Below are 12,295 nucleotides of genomic sequence, written 5' to 3'. Positions count from 1 at the left end.
TTTCAGATGCGTACACGGATTCATCATGTCCACGTGTTCGACGGCCGGGACCGACTCGGTGTCACCGAGGTGGTGCTGGAGGACGGCGTCATCGCGGCCGTCGGCGGCGGTACGGAGGAGGCGGGCGGCTGGGACGTCGAGGTCGACGGGCGGGGCGGCACGCTGACGCCCGGCCTGATCGACGCGCATACCCATGTGTTCGACGGCAGCCTGGCCGAGGCACTGCGGTACGGGGTGACCACCGAGCTCGACATGTTCTGCCTGCCCCGGCCGTTGGCCCGGCACCGGTCGCTGGCGCAGGAGAGCGACGACGTGGCCGACCTGCGCAGCGCCGGCACCGTGGCCACCGCGCCCGGCGGCCACCCCACGCAGCTGCTGGCCCTGCTGACCGGAAGCGTGCTGGACCCGGGCGATGTGACGGAGCTCGACTTCGTCACCCGGCCGGAGCAGGCCGAGGGGTTCGTCAAGGCCCGGATCGCCGAGGGCGCCGACTTCCTCAAGATCGTCATCGACGACGGGACGGTGCACGGGACCGAACTTCCCGTGCTCTCGCGGGAGATCGCCGGGGCCGTCACCGCGGCGGCGCACGACGCGGGGCTGAAGGTGGTCGCCCACGCGATCACCGCCGCCGAGGTGGAGGCGGCCCTGGACGCAGGCGTCGACGGGCTCGCGCACGTCTGGGCCGACCTCGCGCCGGGGGATCCGGCGGGACGACGGCTGGCCGAACGTGTCCGTGAGCAGGGCGTGTTCGTCGTGAGCACCCTCGCGTACTTCGAGGCGATCGGCGCGCGGGGGGCGGGAGCCGGCGCCTGTGCGCCGCCCGGTCGTCTCGCCCACGCCGTGGGGGCGCTGCGGGCCCTGCACCGGGCCGGAGTGCCGCTGCTCACGGGGACCGACGCCACCCCGTTCGCGCCCTCCCACGGCGCCGGACTGCACCGCGAGTTGGAGCTGCTGTGCGCGGCGGGGCTGGACGCGCGCGAGGCGCTGGCCGCCGCGACCGCCGTCCCCGCCGAGCGCTTCGGCCTGACCGACCGGGGCCGGATCGCCCCCGGACTCCGCGCGGATCTGCTGCTGGTGGCGGGCGACCCGACGCGCGACGTCTCCGTCCTCGCCGCGCCGACCGCCGTCTGGCGGCGCGGGGTCCACCACGCCCGCTGACACCGCCCGAACCCGGAGAGGAACACCATGACGCACGATCGATTCGTCCTGCTCGAGTCCGGGGCCGCCCGGCCCGGACGCATCCCGCTCCCGCCCGCGTTCTCGGTCAAGGCCCGGACGCACGACACCGAGGGCCGCTTCTCCCTGCTCGAAGTGGTCCTCGCCCAGGAGATCCCGCGCCACGTCCACCACATCGCGGACGAGAGCGTCTACGTGCTGGAGGGCGAGCTCCTGGTCGACATCGAGGACCGCACCCACGCCCTGACGGCCGGGCAGTTCGTGCTGCTCCCCCACGGGGTCCCGCACGCCCTGCGCCCCGGCTCCGGACGGCCGCCCCGCGTCCTGCAGATCTCGTCGCCGGGCGGCTGGGAGTGCTTCGTGGAGGACCTCGTCGAGGCCCGGCCGGCGCTCACGTCGGCAGGGCGGCTCGACCCGGCCCGGCTCAACCGCATCGCCGCTCGCCACGGCATCACCTACGAGGAACGGCGACCGGACTGACCGCGTTCCGCCGTCACGCCCCCGGGGAGGCCGCGGGCTCTACCGGCCCCCCTGACGGGCGGGACCCCGCCGGTCGCGGCCGCGCTCGTCGCCGACGCACCGTCAGGGAGCGACGGAGAGAACGAGCTTGCCGGTGGTACGGCCGGTCTCGCCCCGTGCGTGGGCGCGGCCGGCCTCGGCGAGCGGGAACACCTCGTCGACCAGCACGCGCAGCCGTCCGCTCTCGACCAGGGAGGCGATCTCCCGGAGGCCGGCCTGGTCGGGTTCGACGAGCATGAAGACGGCCCGGACGCCGCGCGCCTCCGCCTCGGCGGTGGGGAAGGTGGCGTCCGGCGGGATGATCGTGACGAGGGTGCCGCCGGGCCGGATCGTACGGAGGGAACGTGACCAGTGGGCGCCGCCGAGGGAGTCCAGGACCACGTCGACATCACGGACGGTCGCGGCGAAGTCCTGGGTGCGGTGGTCGATCGGTTCGTCGACGCCGAGGTCCCGCAACAGGTCGTGTTTCATGGCGCCGGCGGTGCCGATGACGTACGCGCCGCGGGCCTTGGCGATCTGGACGGCCAGATGCCCCACTCCCCCGGCGGCGGCGTGGATCAGGACGCGCGTGCCGGGGCGTACGTCCGCGGTGTCGACGAGGGCCTGCCAGGCCGTCAGCGCGGCCAGGGGCAGCGCGCCGGCCTCGACGGGGGTCAGCCCTCGGGGGCTCGGGGCGAAGTGGCGGGCGGGGGCGGCGACGTACTCGGCGTAGGCCCCGGCGACGTGCGGGAAGCGCGGCATGCCGAACACGGCGTCGCCCACCTGGAACAGGGTCACCCCGTCGCCGACCTCCGCGACCACTCCCGCGACGTCGAAGCCGAGAGTGAAGGGGGCCGGCGTGCCGTCGGGGAAGACGCCGCGCTGCCGGGTCTTCCAGTCGGCCGGGTTCACACCCGCCGCCCGCACCCGGACGAGGATCTCGCCCCGGCCGGGCACGGGGCGCGGTGTCTCGACGAGGCGGAGGACCTCCGGCGGTCCGGCGACGTCCTGGGTGACGGCGCGCATGGTCGGGGCTGTGGTGGTGTGGTCCATCGGGGCGGGCTCGTTTCGTCGGTCGCCGTGTGCGGGCTGCGCCGTGTTTCTGGCGCGCCCTCAGATTCGCCCCGGTGGAACACTCTCCAGTAGTGGCTGGATGGTCATGATGTACAAGGATCGGGCCAACAGCGGACCGCTCGCCGCGGCCGGACCCTCGGAGACGGACTGACGACGACGCGGGAGACGGAGTCTCAGGACCCGCGAGCCCGGCAAGACCGACAGGAGGCCTCCCAGACGCGGGACACCCCGCCGTCGGGGACTCCGGATGGCGGCGGCTCGGCCCCGTCCGCCGGCCCCTTCCCGCCCTGGGATACGTCCGTCCGCCCGGGGTAGGCGCGGGACATGACCGTCACGAAGACAAGCATGCTCGTACTGGACTGCGCGGAGCCGCAGGCGCTTGCGCACTTCTACGCGGAACTGCTCGGGGGCGAGATCCAGGTCGGCGAGGACCCCGATCTGATCGAGGTCATCGGGGGATCGGGTGTCCGTCTCGCGATCCACCGGGACCACGGCCACGCCCCGCCGAGCTGGCCTCGCCCCGAGGACTCCCAGCAGGCGCACCTTCGCATCCTGGTCGGTCCCGAGGACATCGACGAGGCCGAGCGCGAGGCCGTGTCACTGGGCGCCCGACCCCTGGACTCGGACGCCGAGGAGGGGCCGCGCGAGGCGCGCCTCTTCAGCGACCCGGCGGGGCACTCCTTCACCATCGCGGCGACCGGCTGGTCGGTCTGACGGAGCCGAGCACACGCTCCGGCGACGCGCCGCCAGGAACCCCGTGACGGCGGCCCGGGCCGGACTCCGAGGCGTCCCGGCACGGCAGGCGACGGAATCCGGACACCGGGTCGCGCGGGGCGAAGGGGAACGATTGCGGCATCGAGGGGCGCCCGCGACCGGACCACCGGCCCGCGGGGGTGCGTGTGGTCCGACGCGGGGCCGACGCCGGCGGACCTCCGGGACACCGGCGGGGCACCCGGATCTGTGCGCCCGCTACCTCTCCCTGCGAGCTCCCACCACGCCGCTATTCGAGGGGCGCCATCCGACGTGGGAGCGCGCCCACACCGCCAGTTGAGCTGGCGAAACGGTACGACTCACTCCGGTTCCCGGCCCGCACCCCTCTCCTCGCGCACCCTGGAATCCACCCCCCTGAAACCCCGTCAGCAAACTTCCGTAAGCGTTTGCACGCCACACCTCACCAGCCTCCGCCACCCCATCCGTGCGGACCATCAGCGCTCACCGCACCACCGCCGAGCACCTGAACGCGCGTAGATCGGCCGAAAGGCGTCCTTGCCGCGGACGCCGTCCGGATTCGAGGATTCCCTCGTCGAGATTTGACAGGTTCATGGCGGCTCACCCGTCGACCAGGACCCGTCTCATCGTTGCGCGGGCCCGTCCACCCAACGGGTCCCACTCCCCCACCGGAGGATGTAGTGAACCTCAAGCGTCTGTCCCCCCTCGGCGGAACCGCGAAGGGCGCCCGGCTGATCGCCGTGGCCTCCGCGCTCCTGGCCGCCTCAGCGCTTGCCGTCCCCGCTTCGTCCGCGGCCACCGCCCCGGCAGGCCGCGCCACCGCCTCCCAGCTCGCCGTCGCCTCGGACGCGGTGCTCGGCGCCGACGTCCCCGGCACCGCGTGGTACACCGACCAGGCGACCGGCAAGATCGTCCTCACCGCCGACTCCACCGTGTCCGCCGCCGAGATCGCCACGATCAAGAAGGCCGCCGGCGACCGCGCCGGTTCGCTGGAGATCAAGCGCACCTCCGGCACGTTCAACAAGCTCATCGCGGGCGGTCAGGCCATCTACGCCGGCGGCGGCCGCTGCTCCCTCGGCTTCAACGTCCGCAGCGGCTCCACCTACTACGCGCTCACAGCCGGCCACTGCACCAACATCGGCAGCACCTGGTACACCAACTCGGCGAACACCACCGTGCTGGGCACCCGGGCCGGCTCCAGCTTCCCGACCAACGACTACGGCATCATCCGCCACTCCAACGCCTCGGCGGCGGACGGCCGTGTCTACCTCTACAACGGCAGCTACCGCGACATCACCGCCGCGGGCAACGCCTCCGTGGGCCAGTCCGTCCAGCGCAGCGGCAGCACCACCGGCCTGCGCAGCGGCACGGTCACCGGCCTCAACGCGACCGTCAACTACGGCGGCGGCGACGTCGTCTACGGCCTCATCCAGACCAACGTCTGCGCCGAGCCCGGCGACAGCGGCGGCGCGATGTTCTCCGGCAGCACCGCGCTGGGTCTCACCTCCGGCGGAAGCGGCAACTGCAGCAGCGGCGGCACCACGTTCTTCCAGCCCGTGACGGAGGCCCTCAGCGCCTACGGCGTGAGCATCTTCTAGAGCGTGCCCTCCGGATCCGCCGGACGCGGCGGATCCGGACCACGCCCGCGCACGCGCACCGACGGCCGGCGGTCCCTCAGGGGCCGCCGGCCGGACGGCTTCAGCGGGCCCCGCGCCGCGGTACGGCCGGCCGTACCGAACCGGCCGCGGCACCGGGCCGCAGCCGGCCCCGGTCAAGGCTGCGGCAGGTCGGTCCCGGCATCCTCCCGATATCCGGTTGAGCGGACCACGCCGCGGATCGTAGGGTCGCCGATCATCGACGTGTAGCTCAGCAGCAGAGCACCGGGCTCGGGACCCGGAGGGCGCGGGGGCGGAACCCGCCACGTCGGCCATGGACGACAACGCTGAGCAGCAGCAACCGAGTACGGGGAACCGGGCCGCGATCGTGGCTCCTTCCTACGCCGTGGACCAGTGGGCCAAGGCCCTGACGACCGCGCTCGCGCACGACGACGCCGGGACGCGTCGCCGAGCGGCCGAACGGGGCCGCCGGTGGCAGGCCGTGCTGGAGGGTGTCCGCGAGGGACGTCTGACGATCGGGTCGAGGACGCCGGTCCCGGGGCTGCCCGCGTGGGTGACGCCCGAGGTCGTACGCGGCGGATTCGCCACCGGCTCCGCGGGCGCGGCCGGCCCCCTCCTGCCCCATGAGCAGGACACCGCACGGCGGTTCGGGCTGCCGGTCACACGCGAGGCGCTGTTCGCCCACCACCTGACCGAGCCCGGTCTGCGGGAGCTCGCCGATCTGCTGGACAGCGGACGGTACGAGGTGACCGTGCCGGAGGAGGCCGCGCTGCTCACGGTGGCCTGGCTCGCCCGGGCGGGCGAGGTGGACGGCGCCGTCGCGCTCGCCCGGGAACTGGCGCCGCACGCGCGGGAGCTGCGCTTCCTCCCCCGCCCCTCGCAGGTGCGTCTCGGCGGCGCGGGGAACGTGAGCCGGCGGACCGTGGCCGATGCACGCGAGAGCCTGGGCCGGCGGCGGCCCCACGACGCGGTGGAGACACAGCGGGAGGCGCTGACGGTGTGGAATCCGTTCGCCGACCGGATGCTGGCGCACTGGCTGGCGACCACCGACGCCTCGGGGCGTGTCCTCGAACGGCACCCCGACGAGCGCTGGTACCACGCGGGCGCGGAACTGCTGGCCGAGTACCGCAGGCTCGCCGACGCGCACACCCGCTGCCGCAAACACCGGGACCCGAAGGGGAATCTGGGCATTCTGATCGGCGCACTGGAGGAGAGCGTGGCGCGGCGTCCGCTCGAGGCGCGCCGGCTGGGCCTGCTGCGCACCGCCGTCGCGGCGATGGTGCGCCGCCGTGGCGAGCCCGGTTCGGCTCGGCACGCCGCCCTGCGCCGCGAGCAGGCGGCGCAGGGGGCGCTCCCTTCCCACCACGCGTTCGCGCGGCTGGCGCGCCACAGGCTCGCCGGCCTCCCTCAGGAGGGCGGCGCCTCGGACGTCGCACCGCTGGTCGCCGACGTGAGCGCGCGCGAGGCACGGGAGTGGGACCTGCCGGCGGGTGCCCGACTCGCCGCGCCGGTCCGGCACATCGTCGAAGGGACGCTCGACGCGCCCCTCGGCACGCTCGTGGAGCGCGGGCTGGTGCCGTCGGCCGAGGTGCTGGCCGATCTGCTTCCCCAGCTGGTGGCGGCCACGACGGCGCGGACGTACGCGGGCGACACGCTCCCGGCGTTGATGGCGGCCAACTACCGTGCCTTCCGCCGGCGCAGGTCCCTGCTGCTGCTGAACCTGGAGCATCAGGTCCGCGTGGAGGAGCTGCCCTGGGTCAAGGCCGTGGACGGCCACCGGAACGACGGCCCCGACGGCGGGCGGGCCGCCCGGGAGCTGCTGCGGGAGCTCGGTGAGACCGCCGTGCGCGCGTTCCCGGGAACGCTCCTGCCCAACGTCCTGGTGCGCGAGCTGTCCGTACTCGCCCGGCAGGCGGATCTCGGAGCGCCGCTGGTGGAGGAGCTCGCCGCCGACATCTTCACGGGCGGCTTCAGCCCCAAGTTCCTGGCCGCCGCGCGAGTGGCGGCCGAACTGCTCGGCGGCACGCTGTACGAGCGGTACTACGGCATCGACTACGCGGCGGTGCGGAACCTGGCCGTGCTGGAGGCGAGCCGGAACATGCTGCGTTCGCGTCCGAGCCGGACGTCGCCCGAGTTCGACGCGCTCTGCGCGCGACGGGCGGGGAATCCCGGTTCCTGGTCGGTGGCGGGCAACGGCAAGGTCATCGAGCAGGCGCAGATCCTCACGACCCACAACCTGGCCACGCTCGTGGGCCGTGTCGGCGTCACGCCGGGCACCGGGTCCGTGCGCGCGGGGGCACGGGACGAACCCGGGGCACACGGTGGGGTGGGGAACGAGGACGGGTGGGCGGTGCTCGCGCTGCGCGGCTTCGACCTCGTGTGCCGACTGGCGGCCCGTCTGGACGGCCCTGCGCGGGCACTGGCCACGGTGAAGGACGCCGCGTACGCCTGGCGGCAGATGATCTTCCACCTGTCGCTGTCCGAGCCGTTGACACGAGCGGTCGTACCGGACCTGCTGGCCGAGGAGGCGTCGCGCCGTTCGCCGCGGGTCGCCGAGCGGCTGGCGCCCGCGCTGGCCGGCCTGCGCTTCGTCGCGGACGGCGGTTCCTTCGGCCCGGACGGTACGGCGCTCGACGGCACGGCGCGACGGCTCGTCGGCTGGAGCACCGAGCCGCACTGGCTGCTCGCGCCGCCCGCGGGAGCGTCCCGGTGAGGGGCGCGGCAGCCGGCGTGGGTCCGGTCGTCGGCGTGGTCGCCGTGCCCCGCTGGGGACCGGCGACGGCGGGGGTGGGCCGGTGACGCCGTACTCCCTCGCGTTCTACCTGGACGTCGTCACCACCGGGACGGTGCTCGGCGCCCGCCCCACGGACTCGCCCGAGCAGCTCACGGAGATCCTGGGGACGGACTACGCCGAGAACGTCTCCGGCCGGCACCACATGTGGCGTGACCACGGTCTGGTCGAGTTCTTCTGGGAGCGTGGCCGCCCGACCGATCCCTGGGCCGGCCATCACTTCACCCTGCAGGTGCACCGGCTCGCGCGGGGGCGCCGTTCCCTCGTCAACGCGACGCTCCGCGACCGTTACGGGCGCTTCGCGCCACGCCTCCGGTACGACACGTTGCGGAGGCTGCTGGACCGGCGCGGCGTCCCTCTGGTGGAGATCCCGGAGGCCGCCGCGAACGTGCCGTACTTCCGGACCTTCTGGCAGCCGGACTCGCGGGTGGCCGTCCGCGTCATCGGCACCTACGGCCCCTACAGCACACCGGACTTCCTGCGTGTGGGCGACGTCTACAGCATCCAGGCCCCGGTGTCCGGGCCGGGCGTGGCCGCGGACGGCACGACGGGGTGAACGGCCCTGTGAGAGCGCCGCGTTCGGGGCGCCGGCCCCGCCCGGTGGTTCAGCCGACGGCGGGAGCGTTTCCGGCCTGTCGCGCGGCGCCGGGACCATCGCCGGCGGCCGGATTTCCGCCGGCCGCCGGGGTCCGGCACCCGGATTTCCGCCGGCGCAACGCCGCGTCTACCGGCGACTGTTCGCGGCCTGCAGCTTCATGAACTGCTGCACGACCAGAGGTTGGGGCACGTCGGGCGCGGCGCCGCTCGTCGTGGCGGAGGTGAACGTGATCAGCACCGATCCCTCGCGAACCAGGGTGTAGGCGGTGGGCTGGGTGCCCCTGCCCTCCAGGCGGTACGCCACGGTCTCCTCGCCCACCGCGAACGGCCTCAGCGCGGTGACCTTCGTGAAGTGCAGCGCGCCGCCGTCGTAGCCGCCCGCGCAGGCCGCCACGGCCTCGCGGACATCGGCGACGATCCTCTTCGCGCCGTCGGCGGTGTACGCGCTCAGTTCGACACCCGTGCCGGTGCCCTGGTGGTCGCCGACCGTCCCCGTCGCGTAGCGCCGCACGAGGGCCGAGGGCTTCGGGTCGTTGATGCCGATCCGTACGTTCTCGAGCGCCTGGCACGCGGACGGCGTCGCCTTCGAGCCGGCGGGCGCCCGCTGCGCGGGCATGTCGCCGATCCGGAACTCGGCCAGATCACCCTGGGCGAGCACGATCTCCGCCAGCGCGGCCGCGGTCGGCGCCGGGGCCCCGTCGGCCGGCTTCTCGGCGGGCGTGCCGGTGGGGGGCTTCCTCGGCTGCGCGGACGTGCTCGTCGAGGCCGCGGCCGAGGGGGCTGCGTCGTCCGTCCCGCTCTTCTCCCCGGCGCAGCCGGTTGCCAGCGCGGCCACCACCATGCTCCCCGCGACCGCTCTCGCCACCGCGGCCCTCGTTCCTCGCACGCGCATGTCCTCCCCCTTCGACTCCCCATCGGAGTGCGGGTGTTCCCCCACTCGTCGCCGATGATGGCACGAGGCACAGGACGGAGGGGCTCGCCCGGCCCACCCCGCGGGGCCGGGGCGACCCGGCCGTGCCGCCCGCGGCGTGGCGGGGCCGACGGTGGGCCGCGGCGTCCGCTCCGGCCCGTCGTTCACGCGGACAGCGGACGGTCCGTCGCCAGGATCGGTGCGGGCAGTTCGGTGGTGCCGCGCAGATAGCCGTCCACGGCGGCCGCGGCGGCGCGGCCTTCCGCGATGGCCCAGACGACCAGGGACTGACCGCGCCCGGCGTCACCCGCCACGAACACCCCTTCCGTGCCCGCGACCGGCGGGCCCACCCCGGGCGGAGGCGCGCCCGCCGGTGGGGACGCCGCCGCGAAGAAGGGGGTGCGCGCGAAGGTGCCGCGGTCGTCGAGGGTGAGCCCGAGCGGGGCGGTCAGGCGCAGGTCGTCGCACGGACCGCGGAAGCCGAGGGCGAGCAGCACCAGGTGGGCCGGGAGCGCGCGCTCCGTGCCCGGGCGAGGGCGCCTGGTTCCGGGTTCCACCTCGCTCAGGACGACGGCGCGGACGTGGCCGGCGGCGTCGCCGTCGAAGCGCATGGTGACCGAGGCGAACGCCCGGGGGTCCGCGCCGTCGCGGTCGCGTGCCTCCTCGTGGGCGTGGGAGGACCGGTGGATCCTCGGGTGGACGAGCGGCCAGGGCTCGTCCGCCGTACGGTCGGGGCCGGGCATGGGATTGATGTCGATCTGGACGACGGAGGCGGCGTCCTGCCGCAGGGCGGTGCCGAGGCAGTCGGAGGCCGTGTCACCGCCTCCGACGATCACGACGTCCTCGCCCCGGGCGGAGAGGTCCGTGGGTGGCCGGCCCGAGCCGGCGGCGGCGCGGTTGGCGGCCGTCAGGTACTCGATGGCGTGATGGACTCCGGCCAGTTCGCGCCCCGGGCACGGGAGTTCACGGGGTTCCGTCGCACCGGTCGCGACGATCACGGCGTCGTGCACGTCCCGCATCCGTGCCGCGTCGAGATCGTGGCCGACGTCGACACCCGGCATGAACCGGGTGCCCTCCGCCTCCATCTGCGCGATCCGGGCGTCGAGCCGGGCCTTCTCCATCTTGAAGTCGGGGATGCCGTAGCGGAGCAGTCCTCCGGGGCGGTCGGCACGTTCGTAGACCGTGACCGCGTGGCCGGCGCGGGTGAGCTGCTGGGCCGCCGCGAGGCCGGCCGGGCCGGAGCCGACGACGGCGACGGACCGGCCGGAGAGCCGGGAGGGGGGCAGCGGGCGGACGTGGCCGCGGTCCCATGCCTCGTCGGCGATCGCCTGCTCGACGTTCTTGATCGTCACGGGATCGCCGGTGAGCGCGAGGACGCAGGCGTCCTCGCAGGGTGCGGGGCACAGGCGGCCGGTGAACTCGGGGAAGTTGTTGGTGGCGTGGAGCCGTTCGGAGGCCGTGGCCCACTCGCCGTGGGCGGCGTACACGTTCCACTCCGGGATGAGGTTGCCGAGGGGGCAGCCACCGTGACAGAAGGGCACGCCGCAGTCCATGCAGCGCCGGGCCTGGGACGAGACCAGCGGCAGCAGCGGCCGGCCCGCGTGCACCTCGTGCCAGTCCCCGAGGCGCTCTTCGGTGGGCCTGGCGGGCGCGGGCCGCCGGGAGATGTGCATGAAGCCGGCGGGATCGGTCATGGCACCCTCGGCAGGGCTTTTCAGGGGTCCGGTAACCGTTCTCCTCAGCGTACGCCCGCGGCGCTCGGGCGGCGGCGTACCGGGCCGCCGGCGGACGCCCCCGGGCGCCGCTGCCGCCGGGGCCGCGTGCCGAGCCCCGTCGCGGCCGACGTTTGAGTCCGGCGATCGCGCGCATGCGGTGAAGGAGGCAATCGACGGATTCACAGGAAGTCCACGAGGAAGAGGAGCGCATCATGGGTGTCATCTCCTGGATCGTCATCGGTCTGCTGGCCGGGCTCATCGCCAAGGCGCTGACGCCGGGTCGTGATCCGGGCGGGCTGATCGTGACGACGCTGATCGGCATCGCGGGCGGGCTGCTGGGCGGCTGGCTCGGCAAGCAGATGTTCGGCATCGACTCCATCGACGGCTTCTTCGACCTGTCGACCTGGATCGCGGCGGTCGTCGGATCGATCATCCTGCTGCTGATCTACCGGGCGTTCACCGGTGGCCGCTCGCGTCGTCGCGCCTGACGTCGAGCCCGGCGCGCCCGTCGGCAGGGGTGACGTCCTCCCCCGCCGAGGGCTCGACGCGCCGGGCCGGGCGTCCGCCGGTGCCGGACGTCGCGGTCGCGGCAGGATTCGGTTCCCCGGCCGTCGCGTCGCCGGTGGTCCGCGACGGCACTGCGGATACGATCAGCGGATGGTCACAGTTCGTCGCGCCGGGCCGAACGACGGAGACGTCCTCGGCGAGATCCACGCCGCGGCCTGGGAGGCCGCCTACGCCCCCTTCTTCGCCACCGAGTTCGCCGTGCAGGGTGTCAGAAGCCGGCGCACGCGCTGGCACGCACGGATCGCCCGGGCGACGGAGACGATCCTCCTGGCCGAGGACGACGGGATCCCGCTGGCCGTCGCCGTCTTCGCGCCGTCGGCGACACGGCCGGGCCTCGCCGAGATCCACAGCTTCTACAACCATCCCGACGGCTGGGGCAGCGGCATCGCCGCCTCGTTGATGACCGAGACGCTGCGTCATCTGCGGGACGACGGCTTCACGCGGGTGCACCTGTGGACGCTGCGGGACACCCCGCAGTCCCGCCGCTTCTACGCCAAGTCCGGCTTCGCCGAGAGCGGCGCCACCCGCACCTTCGACTTCGGCGACGGGAACCCTCTGGAGCAGGTCGAGTACGAACGGGCGTGCTGACGGGCCGCCCGCCGCGATCCGTCCGCCCCCGAAC

Annotated in this window: 11 protein-coding genes and 1 tRNA gene; 9 read left to right on the top strand and 3 right to left on the bottom strand. The window is 74.3% G+C overall.

The window, feature by feature from the left end; translation table 11 throughout:
• Nucleotides 1–6: 6 nt before the first annotated feature.
• Together ACGFZF_RS05290 and ACGFZF_RS05285 are read left to right on the top strand one after the other, a co-directional pair.
• The gene (locus ACGFZF_RS05290) at nt 7–1,158 is read left to right on the top strand and encodes an amidohydrolase family protein (RefSeq protein ID WP_393551170.1); all 1,152 of its coding nucleotides are present in this window, start codon (nt 7–9) and stop codon (nt 1,156–1,158) included.
• Nucleotides 1,159–1,185: 27 nt separating this feature from the next.
• Complete coding sequence (locus ACGFZF_RS05285; RefSeq protein WP_393551169.1) at nt 1,186–1,656, top strand: cupin domain-containing protein; 471 nt, start codon at nt 1,186–1,188, stop codon at nt 1,654–1,656.
• 102 nt (nt 1,657–1,758) lie between these two features.
• On the opposite strand, the gene ACGFZF_RS05280 is transcribed toward ACGFZF_RS05285, so the two are convergent.
• A complete protein-coding gene (locus tag ACGFZF_RS05280) occupies nt 1,759–2,727 on the bottom strand; it encodes an NADP-dependent oxidoreductase (protein WP_393551168.1) in 969 nt (322 codons plus the stop codon).
• A gap of 345 nt (nt 2,728–3,072) precedes the next feature.
• On the opposite strand from ACGFZF_RS05280, the gene ACGFZF_RS05275 reads away from it, so the two are divergent.
• The 5 genes from ACGFZF_RS05275 to ACGFZF_RS05255 all read left to right on the top strand — a co-directional run bounded on the left by ACGFZF_RS05275 (nt 3,073) and on the right by ACGFZF_RS05255 (nt 8,440).
• Nucleotides 3,073–3,462, top strand: coding sequence for a VOC family protein (locus ACGFZF_RS05275; protein WP_393551167.1), 390 nt, complete (start codon nt 3,073–3,075; stop codon nt 3,460–3,462).
• Nucleotides 3,463–4,157: 695 nt separating this feature from the next.
• On the top strand, nt 4,158–5,075 hold the full coding sequence (locus ACGFZF_RS05270; protein ID WP_393551166.1) for a S1 family peptidase: 918 nt from the start codon (nt 4,158–4,160) through the stop codon (nt 5,073–5,075).
• 257 nt (nt 5,076–5,332) lie between these two features.
• Nucleotides 5,333–5,407 (top strand) — tRNA-Pro (locus ACGFZF_RS05265).
• The gene (locus tag ACGFZF_RS05260; protein WP_393551165.1) at nt 5,407–7,806 is read left to right on the top strand and encodes a hypothetical protein; all 2,400 of its coding nucleotides are present in this window, start codon (nt 5,407–5,409) and stop codon (nt 7,804–7,806) included. Before ACGFZF_RS05265 ends, ACGFZF_RS05260 begins: the two co-directional genes overlap by 1 nt.
• Nucleotides 7,807–7,888: 82 nt before the next feature.
• Nucleotides 7,889–8,440 carry a hypothetical protein gene (locus ACGFZF_RS05255; RefSeq protein WP_393551164.1) on the top strand — a complete coding sequence of 184 codons (552 nt, stop codon included), beginning with the start codon at nt 7,889–7,891 and terminating at the stop codon, nt 8,438–8,440.
• 168 nt (nt 8,441–8,608) lie between these two features.
• On the opposite strand, the gene ACGFZF_RS05250 is transcribed toward ACGFZF_RS05255, so the two are convergent.
• Nucleotides 8,609–9,367, bottom strand: a complete 759-nt coding sequence (locus tag ACGFZF_RS05250) for a hypothetical protein (RefSeq protein ID WP_393551163.1) — start codon at nt 9,365–9,367, stop codon at nt 8,609–8,611.
• Nucleotides 9,368–9,555: 188 nt separating this feature from the next.
• Nucleotides 9,556–11,085 carry a glutamate synthase subunit beta gene (locus tag ACGFZF_RS05245; RefSeq protein WP_393551162.1) on the bottom strand — a complete coding sequence of 510 codons (1,530 nt, stop codon included), beginning with the start codon at nt 11,083–11,085 and terminating at the stop codon, nt 9,556–9,558.
• Nucleotides 11,086–11,318: 233 nt separating this feature from the next.
• On the opposite strand from ACGFZF_RS05245, the gene ACGFZF_RS05240 reads away from it, so the two are divergent.
• Together ACGFZF_RS05240 and ACGFZF_RS05235 are read left to right on the top strand one after the other, a co-directional pair.
• A complete protein-coding gene (locus tag ACGFZF_RS05240) occupies nt 11,319–11,594 on the top strand; it encodes a GlsB/YeaQ/YmgE family stress response membrane protein (RefSeq protein WP_393551161.1) in 276 nt (91 codons plus the stop codon).
• Between the two features lie 169 nt (nt 11,595–11,763).
• The gene (locus ACGFZF_RS05235) at nt 11,764–12,261 is read left to right on the top strand and encodes a GNAT family N-acetyltransferase (RefSeq protein WP_393551160.1); all 498 of its coding nucleotides are present in this window, start codon (nt 11,764–11,766) and stop codon (nt 12,259–12,261) included.
• Nucleotides 12,262–12,295 lie beyond the last annotated feature (34 nt).

The sequence above is a fragment of the Streptomyces sp. NPDC048338 genome, assembly GCF_043201055.1.
Taxonomy (GTDB): domain Bacteria; phylum Actinomycetota; class Actinomycetes; order Streptomycetales; family Streptomycetaceae; genus Streptomyces.
This window is presented reverse-complemented; position numbering and strand designations above follow the sequence as displayed.